The sequence below is a fragment of the Paludisphaera rhizosphaerae genome (assembly GCF_011065895.1).
Classification (GTDB): domain Bacteria; phylum Planctomycetota; class Planctomycetia; order Isosphaerales; family Isosphaeraceae; genus Paludisphaera; species Paludisphaera rhizosphaerae.
This window is the reverse complement of record NZ_JAALCR010000056.1, coordinates 1-21,399: the sequence shown is the minus strand read 5'-3', so window position 1 is coordinate 21,399 and position 21,399 is coordinate 1. Positions and strand designations below refer to the sequence as shown.

The following is a 21,399-nucleotide window of genomic DNA, read 5'->3' as shown; positions in this document are numbered from 1 at the left end:
GCAGACCGCGCAGCGGTCAGTTGAGGGGGACGATCGGCGCGGGTCCGAAAACGCCCCGTCGGAAGGGCCTCCGACGCCGGTCGTCCCCCTCATCCGGCCCTGCGGGCCACCTTCCCCCGCGAGGGGGGAAGGCCGTCGTCCCGATCGTCCACACCTTTGTAGATCAGACTGCACGAGGATCATGCGTTTGTGCCTCGCCCGGCTGTGAGGGTCGTCGTATCGAGGAAGTCCATCACCTGTTCCAACATCTGCCGACCGCCGACCCGGGCGACGTCCGCGTGCCGGGCGCCGGAGATCTCCAGGAACGGGGCGGGGGAGGGGAAGGCGTCCGCGAGGCGGCGGCCAAGGGCGGTCGGAATCAGGTCGTCGTCGCTGCCGTGGACGACGATCACCGGGCGGTCGAACCTCGGGGCCAGTTCCAGCGAGCCCGGTCGGGCCAGCGAGGCACCGGCGATTCTGGCGGCGCGGCGGACCACCAGCCGCGAGAAGGCCGGAGCCATCGGCAGCTTTCGGTTTCGCATCACGGTTCTCACCGAATGGCGGAGGTCGACCATCGGCGCTTCCAGCACAAGGGCCTCGATGCGGTCGTCTTCAGCGGCCGCGCGGAGGGCGATCGACGCGCCCATCGATCGTCCCCAGACGACCGGGACGAACGGCTCGCCGGCCGGGACGAGGTGGGCCAACTCGTCGAGCCAGGCTTTCAGGTCGCCGGCCTCGCGGGCGCCGAAACTTGAATACGGCCCCTGGCTCTCGCCGTATCCCCGCAGGTCGATCGCCGCCACGTTCCAGCCGCGGTCGAGGATCGCCGGCGCCCGGTCGATCAGCATCATCGCCGGGCCGTCGATGAACCCGTGAATCAGGACGACCGTCCGGCCCGTCGGATCCGGGGCGGGAACCCAGCGTCCGGTCAGTTCGGCGCCGTCGGCCGCGCGGACGCGGATCGAATCCGATCCGCCCGTCCACGACCGGGTTTCGGAGATCCGCCGAGGCATCACCAGCGCCCAGGCGCCGAACTCGACGACCGCCAGCGCAATACCCGAGAGCACCCCTGCGCCGAAGCCCAGGGCCGCGATCAACCACGTCATTCCGGCCGTCCTCGATCCAGGAACCCTCGCGCGACGACCCCGGTCGGCAACCATTGCAAGGAGACGGCGCCGACCTGCCACGTCCGCAAAAGCACGATATCCCGGGCCTCCAGGGGCGTCAACGCGTCGGCCGAGCCGGTCGGCGGCGGCTTCTGGCTGGCGACCACCAAATGCGGCTCGGCCCAGTCGTAGAGCCTCGGCGGGTTGGCCGACTTGCCGCCGTGGTGGGGCGCTAGCATCACGTCGACCGGCCGCGACGGTCTGGGAAGCGACAGCAACTCGACCAGCCCGATCTGCTCCAGATCGCCCGTCAGCAGCAAGCGACGATCGTTTAGGGAGACGTTCAGGACAAGGCTGCGGGCGTTGTCGGCGACGTCGCTCGTCCAGCCGGCCGGCGGGTGGAGGATCTGGAACCGCACGGAACCCGATCGCCATTCCTCGGGCGCGAACACGGTACGGACCGGCACCCCTTGCCGCTTGACCTCCTCCATCAGGGCGGTCGCCGCCGGGTTGTCGCGGCCCGCGAATTCCGGCGCGACGACGACCTCGCCGACGGTGAAGCGGTTCAGCACGTCCGGAAGCCCGTTGAAGTGGTCCTGGTCGGCGTGGCTGAGGAAGACGGCGTCGATCCGTGAGACGCCCCGCGACCAAAGCGCCGGGGCGACGATCCGACGTCCGACGCTGGGGTCGTCCATCCGGCCGCAGTCGTACAGGAACGCCTTCCCCTCGGGTGTATGGATCGCGACCGCGAGGCCGTGGCCCACGGCTAGAACGTCCACTTCCAGGGTCGCCGGTCGTCGACCGATCCCGGAGAGCAGCCATCCTGGAACGCACCAGCCGAGGACCATCGCCCAGGCGATTCGCCGGGCCCATCGCAGAGCGGTCGTCGGTTCGCCTCGACGTGGGCCGGCGGTCGTGAGGTAGGCGGCGGCGCCAAGCAGAGCGTAGAAGACCAGCACCGACGCCGCCGGGGGACCTGGCGTGTACCACGAGCCCCAGGGGATCGCCGCCCCCCAGCGAACGATCGTCTCCGAGAGCCCGAGCATCGCGCTGACCACCCAGCCGGCGACCTTCGCCAGCGGCGACAGCCCGAGCGCGGCGGCGGTCAACTTGAACGCTCCCGCCAGCAGGGCGGCGGAGGTCGTGATCGTGAGCGGCACGTTCAGCAGGACCCCTACTGGCGAGAATAGGTGGAACCGCAGGGCCGAGAGCGGCGCGGCCGCCGCCCAGACGACGGCCGACGCGGCGAGCAGCGTCGTCGTAGTCTGCGCCGCCCACAGGTAGACCCTTCCGGGGATCGATTGTCGCCAGGGATCGAGTTGGTCGAGGGGGTCAGGCGGTCCGAGGAGCCGCAGCTCGACCGCATCACCGAACGCCGAGGCCCTCGGCAGCAGCCAGAAGAGAGCGGCGACGGCCAGGAACGAGAGCTGGCAGCCGACGTCGAACAGGAAGCTCGGGTTGATCGCGAAGGTCAGGACGCCGGCCGTCGCCAGGACGTTGGCTGGGCTCGGGCGTCGGCTGGCGAGCAGCGCGACGCAGAAGGCCACGGTCATGACCATCGACCGCACGACCGACGGCGAGCCCCCCACCAGCGCCGCGTAGCCGACCGCCGCCAGGGCCACCAAGACGTACCGCAATCGTCGCGGCACCCCCAATAAGACCAACCCCAGGCCGATCGCCCCGGCCATCACCTGGAGTTGCAGGCCGGAGACCGCCAGCAGGTGCGTCGTCCCGGTTCGGGCGAAGGCGTCGCCCACTTCCGGGTCCATGTCGTCACGACGCCCCAGCACCAGGGCCGAGGCCAGCGGCGCGGCCGCCGGGGACAGCCCTTCGACCAGTCGATCGCGGCTCCACTCGCGGATCGAGCCGAGCAGGCCGGCGCTTCGAGACCAGGGACGGCCGGGATCGGGCATGACGCCCTCGGGCTCGTCCACGGTCATGGCCAGGCGAATCCCTCGGGCCTGAAGGAAGGCGCGGCGGTCGAACTCGCCGGGGTTGAGCGGACCAGAGACTCGCGAGAGCCGACCGGCGACCTGCACGGGCTGGCCCGCGAGAAGCCCCGGCGCGTCTCCCTGAACGACGACGTCGGCCCGGCCGGTTCGGGGGTGGAACGTCGAGCCGTCGCTGACCGCCTCGATCCACAGGGTGAACCGCGTTCGGGTGCGGTCGGGGTCGTCCGGCCCTCGCCCTTCGCGGGTGTTGCGGCCGACGACTTCCTCGACGTGGCCGCGAACCCAGGCGGGGCTCGGCGTCTCATCAAGGCAGGAGGCCAGGTCGTTGGGGGCGACGTCCGACCATCGGTCGTGGTGATAAGCACCCCCGGCCGCGACCATCGCCCCGACCACCAGCACGGTCGACGCCCGAGGCCGCCGGATCGCCCACCAGGCGAGCACCGCCAGCGCCATCGCTGTGATCGCCCAGCCCGACGTGGAAAACGGCTCAAGGCTTCGATCGGCGACGGTGCCGACGACGAGGGCCGCCGCCACGGGGGCCATCGGCGCGACCGGCCAGCAGGGCGAGCGGTCGGGTCGAACGGCGGGCGTCGGCCTCGCGGAGGTTACTTCGGGGGGACGACCACGATTTCCATGCTGAGGACCAACCATTTGCCCCCTTGCTCGCGGCGGACCTGGTGGAAGGGGACCTTGATCGAGTCGGGCTTGAGCGTGTTCATGTTGAAGGTCCCGTCGATCGTCAGGACGTCGGGGGCGATCAACCGGGCGCGGTCGACGGTGTTCCGGGACTTGATCGTCTCGGGGTTCTTGAAGAGGTCGGCGTAGGCCGCCTCCACGTCGCGACGGCCCTCGTAGACCTTTCGCTCGATCTCGCCCCCCTGGTCCTTCATGAACATGGTCAACACGCCCTTCTCATCGTAGGTCGCGGCCATGGCGTGGGCGTCAAGGGTGTCGAAGATCGCCGCTCCGTCGGCGGTGACCTTCTCGGCGATCTTGCGAGCCTGGGCCTCGTCGTCCGCGAAGGCGGTCGGCGCCAGGGCCAGCAACGTCGCGGCGAGGGCGGGGAAGATGCGATTCATGACGAGACTCCTGGAAGGGAGAGGATTCCCAATCGCACACGAACAACATTGTCCCACCACGGAGTCCATCGCCGCAAGGTTGCACGCGGCGGCGATGCGTTTGGGTGAATCCGAAAGAAACCCGAAGACAGACCCTTGTCGAGGCCGATTCGCCTTGATACCGTAACGTCGCCTCTTCTCTTCCGACGAATTTCAAGACGATCCAACGCGTTTTCCCAGCAGGTCGCTCGCGCCGTCCGCGTTCGTCGTCCGTCTTTGACGGATCCTCGCGCGTCGGGCTCGTCGCAGCTGGCTTGATCCCCGTTCGGGGAGAATGCGACTCGGGGGTTCGACGCCCCGTGAGGAACGGTCCTTGAAGGGAGTCGCTCAGGCCGTTCGGTTCGCTCAAGCCAGTCAAGCAACACCCTGAGGAACGCACGTTTATGGGGGTCCGACCTTCGGCCGGTGCGGTTCGTCTTGCGCGCTTCGCGGCTCTCGTTCTGGGTTGCTCGTCGATCCTGAGTTCGGCCGTCGCCGGCGAGCCGGCCGCCGCCCCCACCTATCACAAGGACGTTCGCCCGATCCTCCAGGCTCGCTGCGTGACTTGCCACCGCAAGGACCAGGTCGGTCCATTCGCGCTGGAAACGTATGAACAGGCGAAAAAGCGTTCGCACGATCTGGCGACCGTGGCCGAGGATCGTTCGATGCCCCCCTGGAAGGCCGACGGCAAGTTCGGGCCGGCTCTGAAGCACGACCCCTCGCTGACCGAGGCTCAGATCACGACTCTTCGAGCCTGGGCCGACGCCGACGCCCCCAGGGGCGAGCCGGTGGTTTCCGAAGAAGCCCCGGCGCCGAAGGCCTCGAACAGCCCCTGGCTGCTGGGCGAACCCGACGTCGTGCTGGAGATGCAGGAGGATTTCACCGTCCCGGCGACGGGTTCCGACCTCTACCGGTGCTTCGTGATCCCCTCGCGGCTCTCGCGGGACGTGTACGTCTCGGCCATTGAGTATCTGCCGGGGAATCGCCGGGCGGTCCATCACCTGATGGCGTTCGTGGATCTCCACGGCAACGGCCGGATCCGGGACAAGGCCGAGGCCGGGCCGGGTTATACGTCTTACTCGGGAGCGGGGGTGCCGATCGACGGCGACCTCGGCGGGTATGCGGCAGGCAACCAGGTGGAGCATCTCCCCAACGGCGTCGGCCGGCTCATTCAGAGCGGAGCCGACGTGATCCTCCAGGTCCATTACCATCCCACCGGGAAGCCGGAAGTCGACCGCACGAAGATCGGCCTGCATCTCTGCCGCAAGCCGGTCGAGCAGTCGATCCACTGGGCCAACGCGACCAACGACAGGTTCCGGATCCCGGCCGGCGAGTCGAACTTCGAGGTCAAGGCGACGTGGCACGTTCCGGTCGACGTCGAGGCCCTGGGCGTCACCCCGCACATGCACCAGGTCGGCCGTGATTTCCGGATGACGGCCGTCCTCCCCAACGGGAGCGTCGTCAACTTGCTGGACGTCCCCCAGTGGGATCCGTCCTGGCAGCACACCTACTACTTTCAGGAACGGGTGACCCTTCCCAAGGGGACGCAGGTGAAGGTCGTCGCCCACTTCGACAACTCCGCCCACCCTCGCAACCCGCACAGCCCGCCCAGGGCCATCACCTGGGGACCGTCGGTCAGCGACGAGATGCTCGTCGGCTACATCGGCGTGGTGAAGAAGGGCCAGGATCTCACCCGCTCCAGCGAGAAGGACGACCTCTTCGAGATCCTCTGCCGCCAGTACATGCGGAAGCTCAACCGCGAACGCTACGCCTCCCGGCCCTGACGACGCTAGCCCCGGCCGCTCCGTTTGGGTTCGGTCGTACTGAGGCGTGTCGATCGGATTGTGATGCAAATCTTTTGTCCACAATGAGTTGGGTGATTCGCTGGGCGTCTGGATTTGGCTTCGGTCGACCATTTTTCGAATGTCTATTGGGCTCGCTCCCCGTGACCGCGGCACCGAATCCCGTCCAGTTGCGCCGTTGGTAAAGCGTTCCCGCCTGAATTCAATTTGGTCCCTGATCGTGGATTCTGCGCGCGGCGTCTGGGACGTCTGATGGCGATTTGGTTCTTACTTCCTGCCGCGGAATCGCCCCGAGTTGGGTCATCAGGCCGAGCGTGTCCATGAGGATCCGGGTCTCCTTGATGCGGCCGTCGACGAGGCGGTCGATCACCATGCCCCAGACGCTCACGGGTCGGCCGGCGGCGGGAACGCCGAGGAACGGGGCCCGATGTGTTCCCGTCCAGACGAACCGGGTGAGGACCCGGTCGCCGTCGGTCAATTGCTCCTCGACCGACCAGTGCATGTCGGGGAACGCGGCTCGCATGGCCCGCAGCACGTCCTGAAGGCCCGCCAGGCCGGGGCCCTGGCCTGGAAACGGGACCTGTTCGACCACGTCCTCCCACACGAACCGGGAAGCCCCGTCGACGTCTCCCCGGTTCAGCACCTCGTCGATGAAGCGGCAGACGACGGCGGCGTTGTCGGTCATGGGCGGTCTCCTGGATGTCCTCGAAACAGGGCCCAGAGTAGCCCTTTTGGAGGAGGAGTTCTAGAAAAGTGGCACGGCCGCGAACCGTTCGCCCATGACCTCGGGTAGGATCTCGGCTGGGTCGCGGGTACACGTGCGTAGAGGCGGCATCCATGGATATCTTCGGGCTCCCCTCGCTGCTCCTGTTCGGGGCGGTCGTCTGGCTGGTTGTGCAGTCGAAGCGTCAGACGGAGGAGATCGAATCGCTGGGGAGGCGGATCGACGACGTCCGGCGACTGCTGCTGGCGGAGAAGGCTCGGCCGGCCCGGGAGCCGATGCCGAAGCCCGTCGAGGAGCCGATCCGGCTGGACGCCGGGCCCATCAACCTGGAGCCCGCACCGTCGCCGAGGCCGACGGAGTCGATCCCGGCCGTCGAGCCGATCCCCGTGACGGCGGACATGCTGGCGGAGACGATTCCGACTCCGCGTGAACCGGTCCACACCTTGCCGCCGCCGCCTCGCGTCTACCCGACGACTCGGCCCGCGCCGGTTCCAGAGAGGGAGCCGAGCCGGTTCGAGACGGCCGCGTGGGAGGCTCTGGCGAAGATCGGCAACTGGATCGTGGTCGGCGAGGAGCATCGCCGGCCGGGGATGTCGGTGGAGTTCGCGGTCGCGAGCACCTGGCTGCTGCGGTTGGGGGTCGTGATCCTGGTGATGGGGCTGGGGTTCTTCCTCAAGTACTCCATCGACCAGGGCTGGCTGCCGCCGGCGGTGCGGGTCGCCATGACGATCCTGGCGGGGTCGGGGATGCTGGGGGCGGGAATCAAGCTTCTCGGCGGGCGATATCGACCGATGGGGCACGCCCTGATGGGAGCGGGGATCGCGGCCTTCTACTTCAGCGTGTACGCGGCCTCGGCGTTCTACCACCTGATCGACATGACGCCGGCCTTCGCCCTGATGGCCCTCATCACGGCCGCGACCTGCGTGCTGGCCGTCCGGTTCGACTCGCTGCTGACGGCGATCCTCGGCATCTGCGGCGGCTACGGGACGCCCATCATGCTGGCCGGCGACAGCCATAACTACCAGGGGCTTTACATCTACCTGTTGCTCCTCGGCTGCGGCGTGCTGGCCGTGAGCACCCGGCGCAACTGGCGGTTGCTGAACTACCTGGGGTTCATCGCCACCTACGGACTCTTCCTGGGCACGCTGGCGAGCTACGAGCCGTCGCGGTTCTGGCAGACGTTCCCGTACCTCGTGGGCGTGTTCGTCCTCTACTCGACGTCGATGAGCGTCTTCAGCCTGGTGCGGAAGGTCCCCTCGACGCTCCTGGAGTGGATCGGATTGACGGTCAACGCGGCGGTCTTCTTCTGGGCTGGCTCGGTCCTGGTCTACGATTCGTACAGTCGGATGGGCGTCGCGGTGCTGGCCTTCGGGCTGGCCGTTTACCATCTGGCGATCGTCGGGGCGATGCTGGCGCGAAGGGTTCAGGACCGCGGGCTGCTGTTCGGGTTCCTCGGGCTTTCGAGCGTCTTCGTCGGGGCGACGATCCCGCTGGCGCTCTCGGACGACTGGATCACCGTCTGCTGGGCCCTGCAGGCGCTGGCGACCCTCTGGCTGGCCGGCAAGATGCGGAGCGGGTTCCTCCGAGGGGCGGCGGTCGTGCTGTACGCCCTGGTCCTCGGCCGGTTCGGGCTGGTCGACTTGCCTCGGTCCTACGGCGGGGAGGTCGCGGTTGGTGGGTCGCTCGCCTCGTACTTCGGGCTGGTGCTCCAGCGGTGCATCGCCTTCGGCGTACCGATCGCCTCGATGGCCGGCGCAGCCTATCTGTTGCGACGGCCCGAGCACGCCTGGGCGACGAGTCTGGACGACGGCGAGGAGGCCTTTGCGACGCGGCCGAGGACCTCGGCGTGGGTCGTGGTCGCGGCGGCGGCGATGGCCTTGCTGTTCCTCCACCTGGAGATCGGCCAGACAGTCGGCGACCTCTTCCCTGCCGGTCGCCCGGCGGCATTGACGTTCCTGTGGGTCGCGGTCGGCGTGGCGATCCTCCTGCGTGCGGTCCCCGTCGCCGGTCTGGGGGGCCTCGCGGCCTTGATGTGCCTGGTCGCGGGGGTGATCGGGAAACTGGTCTTCTTCGACCTGGCCGGCTGGGGCCTGACCGAACGCCTGATCTACGGCGGAGATTATTCGCCGCTCGACGCCGTCATGCGACTGCTCAGCTTCGGCTCGATCGCGGCGTTCCTGGCCTTCATGGCGATGCGGCTCAGGGGCGGTCGCGACGAGCGGCAGGCCTCGATGGTCGCGACGGGTCTGGCGATCGCACTCGGCTTCGTCTTCCTCTCGCTGGAGACGAACACCTTCCTGAACCGCTTCGTGCCGACGCTCCGTCCCGGCGGGATCTCGATCCTCTGGACGCTCTTCGCGCTCGGGCTGATCGGGGCGGGTCTGCGTCATCGGGTGGGCTCGCTGCGGAAGGTGGGCCTGGCGCTGTTCACGATCGTCGGCTTCAAGGTCTTCCTGGTCGACCTGGCGGCGCTCGACCCGTTCTATCGGATCGTGGCGTTCCTGCTGCTGGGCGTTCTGATTCTCCTGGGAGCGTTCGTCTACCTCCGGTCCGAGGCGGCCTTCGCCCGGACGCCCGAAGACGGAGCCCAAGCATGATCACGATCCGCCGCATCCTGGCGTTGGCGATGCTCCCCGCGCTCCTCGGGGCGGCCCCGCCGGCGACGAAGTTCCACCGCGAGATCCTCCGGCGAGGGCAGGGGACGGAGGTCGTGATCGTCCCGATCGACGGTCCCATCTATGAGTCGACCCGCGACGGATTTCCGGACGTGCGGGTGGTGGACGACCGGGGCGAGGAGGTCCCGTACTATCTTGGGCCGTTTCTTCACCAGAAGCAGGTCGACGTGAAGGAGGTCGTTCCCTCGCAGGTGGTCTCCTTGAACCCCGTGGAAGGAGGGCCTCTGGAAGTGACCGTCAAACTCGCCGACGGCGCCTCTGAACCCGATTCCGCGACCATTCATACGCCGCTCACCGACTTCGAACGTCGTGTAAGGGTGCTGGGGTCTCGCGACGGCGAGTCGTGGACGCCCCTGACGGAGGGGAGGATTTTCGACTACTCGCGTTACATGAGCCTCCGGGACGTCGAGGTCCGGTTCTCGGCCCGCGGCTTCCGCTGGTTCCGTTTCGTCCTCGATCGCGAGGCCGACGACAGACGCTCTCTGCTCTCCGAGTTGATTCGCACCCGGGACGAGCAGGGGGGGGAACGGCGGACCGAAGTCGAGGGGATTCTCCGCCGCCCGTTCCGGATCGACCGGATCGAGCTTCAACAGACGGTCATGAGACCGGGAGCCGGGGTGGCTGAGCCCGCCTTGAAGGCCTCGCTGGTCGTGACGGGCGTCGAGACCGATCGCGAGGTCCGGCAGACTCGGGTCGAGGTCGACGGCCGTCGTCTGCCGCTGAGGCGCCTGAGGCTGCTGACCGGGAGCCGCAATTTCCGCCGCTCCGCCCGGGTTCAGGCAATGGTGGACGGGACCTGGAGGGAGGTGGGGAGCGGCGACCTCCTCCTGTATCAACTCGGCGAATACCACCGCGAGTCGATGACGCTGGACGTCTGGACGGGTAAGAACACCTGGCGGGCCGGTCGCCTCCGGCTCGTCGTCGACGACAACGACGAACCGCCGCTGGACGTCGTCGGCGTCGATGGACTTTACGACGAGTATCGACTTGAATTCGTCGCAGAGAAAGGACGCAACTACCACCTCGATTACGGCTCCGAGATGCTCGGCGAGCCTCGCTACGATCAGGAGATCGTGACGGAGGCCCTTGCCAAACACCGTGAACGAGAGGTCGCCGCGCTGGGCGATCCCGTCCGCGATCCCGACTATCGTCCCGAAAACCTCCAGACCCCCAAGGGCGTTCCGGCCTGGCTGCTGATCCTGGCTCTCGCGCTGATGACGCTTGTGCTGGCCTGGGCGGTTGTCCAGGCGGTTCGCCGGGCGGAGAAGACGCCGATGGACGACTTTGACGCCTGAGTCGGGCGTGAGCCCTGGGAATTTCGCGCCGGACCGCTTCGCGCCGGATGAACCATCCGTTAAGATGTCAGGTCCCGCATCGTTGCAGAGGGTCGGTGCTCGATTGCGCGCGTCCTGGACGTTCTGCGCTTGGCCGAAGACCTCCGGATGAAGTGAACACGATCGAGACACGCCTCCCATGATCATCGTTCTGAAGCCGCACGCCACGCCCGACGTGATCCAGCACGTCGTCGAGCGGATTGAGGCCCTGGGGTTCACCCCGCACCTGAGCCAGGGGGTTTCGCGGACCGTCATCGGGGTGATCGGCGACGAGGAGAAGCTCCAGGCCGAGCCGCTCGAAGCGATCACCGGCGTGGAGAAGGTTCTGCCGATCCTCAAGCCGTTCAAGCTGGCCAGCCGCGAGTTCCACGAGGAAGACTCGGTCTTCGACGTCAAGGGCGTCAAGATCGGCGGCGGCCACCTGGCGATGATCGCAGGGCCTTGCGCCATCGAGGGTGAAGACCTGCTGTACGAGACGGCCGTGAAGGTCCGCGACGCCGGCGCCAATATCCTCCGCGGCGGGGCGTTCAAGCCCCGGACCAGCCCGTACAGCTTCCAGGGCCTGGGCGAGGAAGGCTTGCAGATCCTTCGCCGCGTCGGCGACGCCCTCCACATGCCGGTCGTCACCGAGGTCATGGACCCCCGCCAGGTCCCCCTCGTCGCCAAGTACGCCGACATGTTCCAGATCGGCGCCCGCAACATGCAGAACTTCGACCTCCTCAAAGAGGTCGGCAAGGTCAAGCTGCCGGTCCTGATCAAGCGCGGGATGAGCGCGACGGTCAAGGATCTCCTCATGTCGGCCGAATACATCCTGGCCCAGGGGAACCGCGAGGTCATCCTCTGCGAGCGCGGGATCCGGACCTTCGAGGACTCGACGCGGAATACGCTCGACCTCTCGATGGTCCCGAACGCCAAGGCGCTGAGCCACCTGCCGATCATCGTCGACCCCAGCCACGCGACCGGGCGTCCGGCCTTGATCCCGGCGATGGCGAAGGCCTCGGTGGCGGCCGGGGCTGACGGCGTGCACGTCGAGGTGCACACCTGCCCGGAGAAGGCCCTCTCCGACGGCCCCCAGGCGCTCCTGCCCGAACAATACGCCCGCCTCATGGTCGAGCTCCGTCGGCTCGCTGAGCTGATGGGCGCGACCATCGACGTCTGCGAAGGAGTCACGGTCTGATGCGTACGCTGTTGATCGCCGGCAACTGGAAGCTCAATCCCACCTCGACCGAGGCCGCCGCCGCCCTCGCCGAGGGGGTCAAGAACGGCCTCGGCTCGGCGACCGACGTGCACGTGGCGCTCGCCCCCCCGTTCGTCTTCCTGACGAAGGTCGACCAGGTCCTGGAAGGCTCGCCGATCGGGCTGGCCGCCCAGGACATTTACTGGGAGCCCAACGGCGCGTTCACCGGCGAGATCTCCGGGCCGATGCTCGTGGACGTCGGCTGCACCCACGTGATTATCGGCCACTCGGAGCGTCGTCACGGCATGGGCGAGACCAACGCCCAGGTCAACGCCAAGCTCAAGGCCGCCCTGGCCGCCAAACTGATCCCCATCGTCTGCATCGGCGAGACGAAGGATGAGCGCCTGGCCGAGAAGACCGAAGAGGTTCTTCTGGAGCAGCTCACTGGCTCGCTCGCCGGCCTGAGCGCCGAGGAAGCCGCCGGCGTGGTCCTCGCTTACGAGCCGGTCTGGGCGATCGGCACCGGCCTGACCGCCACCCCGGAACAGGCCCAGGCTGTTCACGCCCACATCCGAAGCTGGCTGAGCCAGGTTTTCGGCGAAGCGACGGCCGCCCGGGTCGTCGTCCAGTATGGGGGGAGCGTCAAGGCTGACAACGCCGTCCAGTTGCTGGGCTGCCCGGACATCGACGGCGCCCTCGTCGGCGGCGCGTCCCTCAAGGCGGCCGATTTCCTCGCCATCATCAAGGCCGGCCAGGAGGTCACGGCCCGCGGCAAGTCGTGATCGGATCTCGACGCCCCGCGCCTCCCTCGTCCTCGTCACCGAGCCCGTTCGAGACCAAAGGATTCCCAACGTGGGTGTACTGACCGCCATCTTCAACACGCTGATCGTGCTGCTGTCGCTGTTCCTGATCTGCCTGGTCCTGATCCAGCGGGGCAAGGGGGGCGGCCTGGCCGGCGCCTTCGGCGGAGCGGGGGGCTCGAGCGCCTTCGGCACCAAGGCCGGCGACACCTTCACCCGGATTACCATCGTCGCCGCTTCCATCTGGATCCTCATGACGATGCTCCTGGTGGTTCTGACGGCCCGGCAGCAGGGGGCGTCCACCCTGTTCGACGAGGCGCCGACCTCGCGGACTCGCGACCTGACCCCCAAGTCCGACGCCCCCGCCGCTCCCACGCCGGTCGGCGGCGAAGCGACGCCCTCCGCCGAGCCGACCCCGGCGCCGGTTCCGGCCCCGACCCCCTCGGCTCCGGTCCCGAACACCAGCACCTTCCCGCTGAACTCCGGCAACCAACCGCCGACGGCCCCGGCCCCCAAGTAATCGGCCTGGCCGCGACGCCCCCGACCAACCCGACCCAACACTGGAAGCGAGGCGGATCACCCCGCCTCGCTTCGTCCGTCCCCAGACCCCGACCGACGAGGCCCGCTTTGCTGCTGAGCATGACCGGATTCGGCGAAGCCCGGAACAGCCAGGACGCCGGTCTGTCGGTCGCCGCCGAGGTCCGCGCGGTGAACAACCGCCACCTCAAAATCACCGCCAAGATCAACGACCCCTACGGCCGTCTGGAACCCGAGCTGGAGCAGCTCGCCCGCGAGTACGCCCGCCGGGGAACCGTCCAGGTCTCGGTCCGCGTCGAACGCCCCCGCAAGGCCGAGGACTACCGGCTCAACACCGTGGCTCTCGCCAGCTACCGCGACCAGCTCGCCGCGCTGGGGGGACCGGTCGACATGACCGCCCTTTTGTCGCTGCCGGGCATCGTCGAGGAGAAGCGAGCCGAGACCCCCGACGTCGCCGCCGAGTGGCCGGCCATCGCCGCCGTCGCGACCCAGGCCCTCAAGGATTTCGAGGCCGCTCGCGCCCGCGAGGGGGCCGCGATGGCCGCCGAGCTGCTGGCGTTGGCTCGGTCGATCCGCGAGCTGCTGGCCCGCATCGCCGATCGGGCTCCGCACCTCGTCCAGTCGTACCAGAAGCGGCTGACCGAGCGCGTCCAGGCCCTGGTGCAGGAGCACGGGGTCGCCATCGAGGCCAAGGACCTGATCCGAGAGGTCGCCATCCTCGCCGATCGCTCCGACGTCGCCGAGGAGCTCGTCCGGCTCCGGGCCCACCTGGAGCAGTACGAGGAGATCCTCAGCGCGGCCGAAAGCGGCGGGCGGAAACTGGAGTTCGTGGTCCAGGAGATGGGCCGCGAGATCAACACGATCGGCTCCAAGTCGAACGACGTGGAGATCAGCCGGCTGGTGGTTGAGGTCAAGGGGATCCTCGAGCGGATCCGCGAACTGGTGCAGAACGTCGAATGACCAAAAACATGGAGGCCACGATGACCGAGCCGGTGGAGGCGGTCGACTGGTCGACCCTGCCGGGGCGGCTCGTCGTCCTCTCGGGGGCGTCGGGCGCCGGCAAGAGCACGATCGTCCACCGCCTGATCGACCGCGCCGGCGGCAAGGTCCGACGCTCCGTCTCCGCGACCACCCGCGCCCCTCGCGAGGGGGAGGTCCCGGGGCTCGACTACCATTTCGTCACGGTTGAGGAATTCGAGTCGCTCCGCGGCGACCTGCTGGAATCGGCCGAGGTCCACGGCTCCTGGTACGGCACGCCGGCCTCTCCGGTCCGAGAGGCCCTGGCGAGGGGCGAATGCGTCATCCTGGTGATCGACGTGCAGGGGGGCTTCCAGATCCGTCGGAAGGTCCCCAACGCCCTGCTCGTCTTCATCCAGGCCCCCTCGCTCGAAGAGCTTGAGGCCCGCCTGCGAGACCGCGGGACCGATTCCGAAGCCACGATAGCAAGACGACTCACCAACGCCCGGCGCGAGATCGAAGCCGCCCGGGCCTACGACGTCCAACTGGTGAACGACGACCTGGAAGCCTGCGTCGACGCGCTGACGAAGACGCTGGCGGAACACCGATGTGCACGGGGGATGGGCGATGATTGAAGAGCTGAAGGAAGAAGAGATCGTCAACAAGGTCGGCGGCCGGTTCAAGCTCTCGACCCTGATCCAGAAGCGGATGATCGCCCTGAACCAGGGGGCCCGCCCGCTGATCGACGGCCGGGGGCTGGACAAGATCTCGATGGTGATCCAGGAAATCATGCAGGACAAGATCTTCCTGGACATGTCGGGCAAGCTCCAGACCAACGAATCGGCCGACGAGTTCGATTCCGAGGGCGGGACCGTCGACCTTACCCAGGCGTCGGAATAAGCGCGACCCGCGCCTGAGCCCGTCGCCCTTGTGATTCCCCCCAAGCCGGAACGCCCGCCCGGCCGATGACTGGGGATGCCGACTCCGTCATCGACTTGGTGCGATCCTGCGCCCGCCGGCCGCGTCGAGGCCGCCGACGGCGCGGGGCTTCGGGGGGAACCATGCTCCTGCGACAGCGCCTCTTTCGATCTGCCCCCGGCCTCGCCTTCCTGGTCGTCAACCTCTTCCTGGGCCTCAGCCTGCTTGGGTACGACCCGGCCGACGCCCAGCGATGGCGGGCGGCTGCGGGAGACGTCGCCGCGGGGACCGCGATCGCCAACCCCTGCGGCCCTGTCGGGGCTCGGCTGGCCCAGGCGGCGCAGGTGACCTTCGGCTGGGCGTCGTGGCTCGGGCTGGCGGCCTTGCTGGCGATCAACCTGCTCGTCGCCCGGGGCAAGCGGCCCCACGACCGCATCGGTTCGACGCTGGGCTTCCTCCAGATCCTGGTCGTCGTCGCCGCCCTGATCGACAAGTTCGGCGCGAGCCTCCGACCCAGCGCGGCCGTCGGCCCGGGCGGGTACGCCGGCGCGCTGGCCGCCACGATGCTGGAGACCCATTTCGGCCTGGCGGGGATGCTCCTGATCCTGGCCGCTGGGGCTCTGATCGGTGCGGCGCTCTGTCAGGAAGCCCTCGTCACGCTGCCGGCCCAGGAGCTTTCGGCGATCCTCCCCGGCCTTTTCCGAAGGCGTCGCGCGGCCGCGCCCATCGCGGGCGTTCCCGCCCTGTCCGACTGGCACGCGGGTCCGCCGGCGCTGGCGGGCGGTCATGAAGCCCGGCCGATGCTGGCCCGAAGCCCCGTCGTGACCGAGCTCGCCCAGCGGCCTGGCCCGGTCGTCCAGCGCGGGGCGGCCTTGCCCGCGACACGCGGCCCTCAATCGCATTCGCCGGCGGCGGCTTCTTACTCGGCAGGCGTTCCTCAAGTCGACCCTTCCTCGCCTTTCCAGCTTCCCCCCTTCGAGATTCTGGAGCCTCCCGCGGCGGCGACCGTCCAGGAGGAGGAGGCCCAGATCCACGCCCGCGCCATGCTCCTGGAGCGGACGCTGCTGGACTTCGGCTATCAGGTCCGGGTCGTCCAGATCGACACCGGTCCTGTCATCACCCAGTACGAGATCGAGCTTGAGGCCGGGCTGAGGGTCTCGCGCGTGGCCGGCCTGTCGGACGACCTGGCCATCGCGCTGGCCGTGCCGACCGTCCGCATCGTGGCGCCGATCCCCGGCAAGAACACCGTGGGCATCGAGGTCCCCAACTCGCGTCGGACCATGGTCCGCATCAGCGAGGTCATCGCCGACACTGACGGCGGCAAGGGGAAGGCTCGCATCCCGCTCTTCCTGGGCAAGGACGTGAAGGGCGTCCCGATGGTCTTCGACATGGCCGACATGCCGCACCTCCTGATCGCCGGTCGAACCGGCACGGGTAAGTCGGTCTGCCTCAACGCCATGATCACGTCGATCCTCATGACCCGTTCGCCCGACGAGGTCAAGATGATCATGATCGACCCCAAGATGGTGGAGCTGTCGCAGTTCAAGAAGATCCCGCACCTGATGCACCCCGTCGTCACCGACATGAAGAAGGCCGAGTCGATCCTGTCGTGGGCCTGCGACAAGATGGACGAGCGGTACGGGTACATGGCGCGGGCGGGGGTGCGACACATCTCCCTGTACAACCAGCTAGGCGCCGACGAGATCATGCGTCGGCTGGCGCCTGAGGACGAGGAGGAGGCCAAGCGGATCCCGACTTTCATGCCGTACATAGTCATCGTGGCCGACGAGATGGCCGACCTGATGATGACCGCCGGCAAGGAGGTCGAGCAGCACATCGTCCGCCTGGCGCAGAAGTCGCGGGCGGTGGGCATGCACCTGATCCTCGCCACCCAGCGGCCGACGGTCGACGTCATCACGGGCCTCATCAAGGGGAACATGCCCGCCCGAATCGCCTTCCAGGTCACGAGTCGGAACGACTCGCGCGTGGTCCTCGACGAGATGGGGGCCGACAAGCTGCTGGGGAACGGCGACATGCTCTTCCTCGTCCCGGGTACCTCGCAACTCGTCCGGGCGCAGGGGACGTACGTCTCCGACGCCGAGCTGAACCGCCTGACCGACTACCTCTCCCAGTACCCCGCCGAATACAGCCGCGAGATCATGCAGCTCAAGGCCGGCTCCGGCCCGGGCGGTAAGGATCGCGGGGCGGCCATGAAGGAGCGTGACGACCTCTACGAGCCGGCCGTCGAGGTCGTCGTCCGAGAGGGCCGAGGTTCTTCCTCGCTGCTCCAGCGGGCGCTCGGCATCGGTTACGGCAGGGCCTCGCGACTCATCGACTTCATGGCCGAGGACGGCATCGTCGGCGAGTTCAAGAGCGGCTCCGCCCGCGAGGTCCTCTTCACCTGGGAAGAGTGGGAAGCCCTCAAGAACGGCGGCGAACCCGGCGGCCCCGCCGGCGACTCCAGCGAAGCCGCCTGACGTCGATCGGCTCGGTAGTTCTCAACGCATGGTTCGGCTCCACATCGAGGTCCGCGGGAGAGCCCGGACGGTCGCGCCGAGGGGCGCGGCGCCTGGGTGCGAAACCCTGGTCGGCGTGACCCGAGGGACCGGCGTCGGGCGCTGGGGACGGGTGAGGATCCCCGGCCCGAAGACGCGGACGTAGTCCCCTCCCGAGACCCCGTCGCCGTCGCCGTCGATCGGCCGACCGTACCTGTCGACCACGCCCCCGGAGTGGACGATCAGCAGATACCGCGCTTGCAGCGGCAGCCTCCGCACACGAGGGACGAGGGTCACGCGATTGGCGGCGTCGTCATAGAGGGCCGACGCCAGCGGTAGGGACCGGCCGAGACGGCCGCCGGGACCAATCCGCGCCAGGGTGTAATTCGAGACGTCCTGGGCGGTCGCCGGTCCCAGGGGGCCGCTGAAGCCCACGTCCAGCGTGGTCGACTGCCGGCGGTAACCGTGGCGGACAAGCGAATCGACCGCCACGGGAGTGGGCAGGACGACCTCGACGGACGTCGAGGCCGAACTGTTCGATGGGTTCGTGTCGAAGCGGTCCGAGCCGGCGACGACCGCCGTGCTGGTCGCATCCCCGGCGGCGGTCGCCAGGGCCGTGACGACGAGTTGGAGCGTCGAACCGCTGGGGACTGGGCCAACGTTCCAGGTCCCCGTCGTTGGGTCGTAGCTCCCCTGCGAGGCGGCCGCCGAGACGAAGCTGAGCCCTGCTGGGAGGACGTCCTTCAGCGTCACGCTCCCCGCGTCGTCCGGCCCGGCGTTGTGCAGTTGGATCGTGAGGGCGACGGTCTCGCCGACGACGAGGCTGGATCGGTCCGAGGTCTGCGTCACGGCCAGGTCGGTGAAGCGAGGCGTGAGCGAGGTCGTGACGGCGTTGTCGCCAGCCTTGAGATCGTCCTGGTCGCTGGCGTAAATCCAGGCGACGCTGGATGTCGGCCGGGGGGCGTCGACGCGAGCGGAAACCTTGAGTATAAGGGTCTGACCCGCGCCGACGCCGCCCACGATCCAGGCTCCGTTCGTCGGGTTGTAGGCGCCCTGGGATGGTGAGGCCGAGACGAAGGCGAGGCCGGCGGGAAGCAGGGCGGAGACGCGGACGCCGGTGGCCGCGTCAGGGCCGTTGTTCGTCAGGGAGATGGTGAAGACGACCACGTCCCCCACGTCCGGGCGGGCTGCGTCGACGGTGCTCGTCAGGCCTAGGTCGGTTGCCATTCGCGTGACCTGGACGACCTTGGAGAACTCCGACGTATTCCGCTCCGAGGCGGCGGGGTCTCCATTAACGCCTAGGGTGGCCGTCGCAGTCAGGAACGTTTGGGCCGTCACGAGGGCCGGAAACGCAGCGATCGGGATCACGAATCGGAAGTAGCCAGGCGTGGGGTCCTGGTCGAGGGCCGAGCCCTCCACGAGGGAGGCCAGGTAGGTTCTGCCCTCGCCATAACCCGTGGGGTGGGGGTCGGCGATGAACACTTCGATGGTCGAGGAGGTCGGTGCGGCCCCCTCCAGGACGAGATCCGATCCGTGGAGGTTCGCTGTTGTGAAGACAGGAAAGTTGAGTAACTGGTTGGCGCCGGAGTGCGTGGCGTTGGGACCGTTGGCGGTCACGCCGTCGTCGCCCAAATCGATCCCGAGGACCTTGTTCTTGTAGATGCTATTGCGAGTGATGAGATTGCCGATCGAATTGTCCTGAGGTACGAAACCGATGGCGATGCCCACGCCGTTGTACGAAATGATATTGCCGGCAACGCGGTTGTCCGCCGCTTTCCCGCCAATCACCACGCCGTATTTCACGTTGCCGGCGATATAGTTGCCCTCGTCGGAGTCGGCGAGGCCATCGCCGTTCATCCCTACAATGTTGCCCGTTGAGTAACCGGAGATATAAACGCCATACTTGTTGGGGACAGAGGCGGTTGCCGTCGCATTCACGCCGATCTTGTTGCCGGCGACGCGGTTGCCATCCGCCCCTGGGCCCGCGATGAAAATAGCGATCCTATTGCCGGAGATGATGTTCCCTTCACCGGCGTCGGCGATCCCGTCGCCGTTGGTTCCGATGATGTTCCCCGACGCGACGTTCTCGATGCTCACGCCGACGTCGTTGGGAATGGCGGTCATCCCGAGCCAGTCGACGCCGATCTTGTTGCCGGCGACGCGGTTGCCAGACGTCCCCGCCCATCCCATGGACACGGCTGATCCGGTATTTCCCGAGATGAGGTTCCCTTCTTGGGCGTCGGCGATTCCGTCGCCGTTCGTGCCCACGATATTCCCGGTGGCCCCGCTGACGATGAGCACGCCCTCCACGTTGGAGATGGCGGCGGTTCCGAGGGCGTTGGTGCCGATCCTGTTGCCGGCAACGCGGTTGCCGGTCGCCCCCTCGGCGATGTACAAGCCGTAGTAGTTTCCCGAGATGAGGTTCCCTTCGTCGGCGTCGGCGACTCCGTCGCCGTTGGTGCCCACGATGTTTCCCGCCGCGACGTCTTCGATGGCGACGCCAATGCCGTTGGAGATGGCGGCGGTTCCGAGGGCGTTAGTGCCGATCCTGTTGCCGGCGACGCGGTTGCCGGAAGTTCCCGCTCCGGTGATGGACACCCCGGAGTCGGTGTTGCCCGAGATGAGATTTCCCTCGTCGGCGTCGGCGACTCCGTCGCCGTTGGTGCCCACGATGTTCCCCGCCGCCCCTCCCTTGATGCCCACGCCGTTCAAGTTAGGGATGGCAGAGGTCTCCTGGAGATTCGTGCCGATCCTGTTGCCAGCGACGCGGTTGCCGGACGTCCCCGAGTCGGCGATGAGCACGCCTTCTCTGGAGTTGCCGGAAATGAGATTTCCCTCGGCGGCGTCGGCGACTCCGTCGCCGTTCGTGCCAATGATGTTGCCCGTCGCGCCGTCCTTGATGATGACGCCGTTGCCGTTGGAATAGCCCTGGGACCAGTCGGCGAACACGCCGATCTGGCAGGCCTGAATCCAGTTGTTCGAGCCCCCGGAGATCACGACGCCGGCGTCCTGGAACCTGGCTATGCTCAGCCCTCGGATTACGGAGCCGCTGACGCCGGAGAGCGTCAACCCGTTCCCAATGAAGGATAAGCAGCTCAGTTGGATCAAGGGCGACTGGAACGAGGAACCTGGCTGGGACAGGCCGTCGACGAGGACTGTTTTCGTGATCGAGGGGAGTTGGACCGTTTCGATGTTGATTGTCTGGACGCCGTTTCCTGGGATGTTGAAATCGATGACGTTGGATGAGTCGCCGCTCGCGTTCGACAGGAGGATCGCCTCGCGCAATGAGCCGGCGGTGGGGGCGGTGTTGTCGCCGTTGTCGGCTGCGGTGGTGACGGTGAAGACCGCCGGGGCGATCCGAGCCTCCAGGATCTCAACCGCCGACGTCCGTCTAACCCTCCGATGACGCCCCATCTCCGCGCGATCGACTCCGGCCCACCAATCCCGACTGGCCATGCCCCGCTCCTCGCTCTGGATTCGTCCGTGGATCCGGAGGCCCCGCAACGATCCATTGCGAGCACGACCATCGACGCCCTCCGCACGACCGGCGGTCGCACCAGAGGAGAGCCGAACGCGACGCACCGACACTCGAAGCCGATCCACGCGTCTCTCGGAATCCGACATCTTTCCCCAAAGCCTATCAAATTCGGAGCCTCGTTTCCCTGGTCAGCCCGCCGCTTCAAGCCCTCCTGCGCGACGGAGCCGCCGACTCCCGAGCGACGATGCGTCCCCGGCGGGTTCGTTCACCGGCGGGCGCGGACTCAACGTGAGGATTGATCGAGTCTTCCGTCGTTTCGCCGGCGGGTTCGTTCGTCGCCTTTTGCGAAGCGGCGGCGCCCTTTCGTC

15 protein-coding genes are annotated in these 21,399 nt (G+C 67.8%); 10 read left to right on the top strand and 5 right to left on the bottom strand.

The annotated features are described in order from the left end of the window. Positions 1–179: 179 nt before the first annotated feature. From G5C50_RS31190 to G5C50_RS31180, 3 genes are all read right to left on the bottom strand, one after another. Positions 180–1,085, bottom strand: a complete 906-nt coding sequence (locus G5C50_RS31190; protein ID WP_165075792.1) for an alpha/beta hydrolase — start codon at positions 1,083–1,085, stop codon at positions 180–182. Then, positions 1,082–3,580: a ComEC/Rec2 family competence protein gene (locus tag G5C50_RS31185; RefSeq protein ID WP_240907430.1), complete on the bottom strand. Its 2,499-nt coding sequence runs from the start codon at positions 3,578–3,580 to the stop codon at positions 1,082–1,084. The genes G5C50_RS31190 and G5C50_RS31185 overlap by 4 nt, the downstream gene beginning before the upstream one ends. A 62-nt stretch (positions 3,581–3,642) precedes the next feature. Continuing rightward, positions 3,643–4,116 (bottom strand): Cif family virulence factor, encoded by a 474-nt coding sequence (locus tag G5C50_RS31180; RefSeq protein ID WP_165075787.1) that lies wholly within the window; start codon positions 4,114–4,116, stop codon positions 3,643–3,645. Positions 4,117–4,538: 422 nt separating this feature from the next. Here G5C50_RS31180 and G5C50_RS31175 point away from each other — a divergent pair, with 422 nt between their 5' ends. Then, complete coding sequence (locus G5C50_RS31175) at positions 4,539–5,918, top strand: hypothetical protein (protein WP_165075784.1); 1,380 nt, start codon at positions 4,539–4,541, stop codon at positions 5,916–5,918. Between the two features lie 220 nt (positions 5,919–6,138). On the opposite strand, the gene G5C50_RS31170 is transcribed toward G5C50_RS31175, so the two are convergent. Further along, a complete protein-coding gene (locus G5C50_RS31170; RefSeq protein ID WP_165075781.1) occupies positions 6,139–6,621 on the bottom strand; it encodes an ester cyclase in 483 nt (160 codons plus the stop codon). Positions 6,622–6,773: 152 nt separating this feature from the next. Here G5C50_RS31170 and G5C50_RS31165 point away from each other — a divergent pair, with 152 nt between their 5' ends. From G5C50_RS31165 to G5C50_RS31125, 9 genes are all read left to right on the top strand, one after another. Next, on the top strand, positions 6,774–9,257 hold the full coding sequence (locus G5C50_RS31165) for a DUF2339 domain-containing protein (RefSeq protein WP_165075778.1): 2,484 nt from the start codon (positions 6,774–6,776) through the stop codon (positions 9,255–9,257). Further along, a complete protein-coding gene (locus G5C50_RS31160) occupies positions 9,254–10,630 on the top strand; it encodes a hypothetical protein (RefSeq protein ID WP_165075775.1) in 1,377 nt (458 codons plus the stop codon). Before G5C50_RS31165 ends, G5C50_RS31160 begins: the two co-directional genes overlap by 4 nt. Positions 10,631–10,808: 178 nt before the next feature. Then, positions 10,809–11,846, top strand: coding sequence for a 3-deoxy-7-phosphoheptulonate synthase (aroF, locus tag G5C50_RS31155; protein ID WP_165075773.1), 1,038 nt, complete (start codon positions 10,809–10,811; stop codon positions 11,844–11,846). Further along, positions 11,846–12,628, top strand: a complete 783-nt coding sequence (gene tpiA, locus G5C50_RS31150) for a triose-phosphate isomerase (protein WP_165075770.1) — start codon at positions 11,846–11,848, stop codon at positions 12,626–12,628. The genes aroF and tpiA overlap by 1 nt, the downstream gene beginning before the upstream one ends. 70 nt (positions 12,629–12,698) lie before the next feature. After that, positions 12,699–13,166, top strand: coding sequence for a preprotein translocase subunit SecG (gene secG / locus G5C50_RS33080; RefSeq protein ID WP_261350801.1), 468 nt, complete (start codon positions 12,699–12,701; stop codon positions 13,164–13,166). A gap of 107 nt (positions 13,167–13,273) precedes the next feature. Beyond that, entirely contained in the window at positions 13,274–14,143 is an 870-nt protein-coding gene (locus G5C50_RS31140; protein ID WP_165075767.1) for a YicC/YloC family endoribonuclease, read from the top strand. Between the two features lie 20 nt (positions 14,144–14,163). Further along, positions 14,164–14,775: a guanylate kinase gene (gene gmk, locus G5C50_RS31135; protein ID WP_165075764.1), complete on the top strand. Its 612-nt coding sequence runs from the start codon at positions 14,164–14,166 to the stop codon at positions 14,773–14,775. Then, on the top strand, positions 14,768–15,040 hold the full coding sequence (locus G5C50_RS31130; protein WP_165075762.1) for a DNA-directed RNA polymerase subunit omega: 273 nt from the start codon (positions 14,768–14,770) through the stop codon (positions 15,038–15,040). Before gmk ends, G5C50_RS31130 begins: the two co-directional genes overlap by 8 nt. 161 nt (positions 15,041–15,201) lie before the next feature. Further along, positions 15,202–17,535: an FtsK/SpoIIIE family DNA translocase gene (locus G5C50_RS31125; protein WP_165075759.1), complete on the top strand. Its 2,334-nt coding sequence runs from the start codon at positions 15,202–15,204 to the stop codon at positions 17,533–17,535. Between the two features lie 21 nt (positions 17,536–17,556). On the opposite strand, the gene G5C50_RS31120 is transcribed toward G5C50_RS31125, so the two are convergent. Further along, on the bottom strand, positions 17,557–21,009 hold the full coding sequence (locus G5C50_RS31120; protein WP_165075756.1) for a DUF11 domain-containing protein: 3,453 nt from the start codon (positions 21,007–21,009) through the stop codon (positions 17,557–17,559). Between the last annotated feature and the right edge of the window lie 390 nt (positions 21,010–21,399).

Excerpts from the sequence above, each read along its gene's own strand:
- G5C50_RS31190 (WP_165075792.1), bottom strand. The coding sequence starts at position 1,085 with ATGACGTGGTTGATCGCGGCCCTGGGCTTCGGCGCAGGGGTGCTCTCG.
- G5C50_RS31185 (WP_240907430.1), bottom strand. The coding sequence starts at position 3,580 with ATGGCCCCCGTGGCGGCGGCCCTCGTCGTCGGCACCGTCGCCGATCGA.
- G5C50_RS31180 (WP_165075787.1), bottom strand. The coding sequence starts at position 4,116 with ATGAATCGCATCTTCCCCGCCCTCGCCGCGACGTTGCTGGCCCTGGCG.
- G5C50_RS31175 (WP_165075784.1), top strand. The coding sequence starts at position 4,539 with ATGGGGGTCCGACCTTCGGCCGGTGCGGTTCGTCTTGCGCGCTTCGCG.
- G5C50_RS31170 (WP_165075781.1), bottom strand. The coding sequence starts at position 6,621 with ATGACCGACAACGCCGCCGTCGTCTGCCGCTTCATCGACGAGGTGCTG.
- G5C50_RS31165 (WP_165075778.1), top strand. The coding sequence starts at position 6,774 with ATGGATATCTTCGGGCTCCCCTCGCTGCTCCTGTTCGGGGCGGTCGTC.
- G5C50_RS31160 (WP_165075775.1), top strand. The coding sequence starts at position 9,254 with ATGATCACGATCCGCCGCATCCTGGCGTTGGCGATGCTCCCCGCGCTC.
- aroF (WP_165075773.1), top strand. The coding sequence starts at position 10,809 with ATGATCATCGTTCTGAAGCCGCACGCCACGCCCGACGTGATCCAGCAC.
- tpiA (WP_165075770.1), top strand. The coding sequence starts at position 11,846 with ATGCGTACGCTGTTGATCGCCGGCAACTGGAAGCTCAATCCCACCTCG.
- gmk (WP_165075764.1), top strand. The coding sequence starts at position 14,164 with ATGACCGAGCCGGTGGAGGCGGTCGACTGGTCGACCCTGCCGGGGCGG.
- G5C50_RS31130 (WP_165075762.1), top strand. The coding sequence starts at position 14,768 with ATGATTGAAGAGCTGAAGGAAGAAGAGATCGTCAACAAGGTCGGCGGC.
- G5C50_RS31125 (WP_165075759.1), top strand. The coding sequence starts at position 15,202 with ATGCTCCTGCGACAGCGCCTCTTTCGATCTGCCCCCGGCCTCGCCTTC.
- G5C50_RS31120 (WP_165075756.1), bottom strand. The coding sequence starts at position 21,009 with ATGGCCAGTCGGGATTGGTGGGCCGGAGTCGATCGCGCGGAGATGGGG.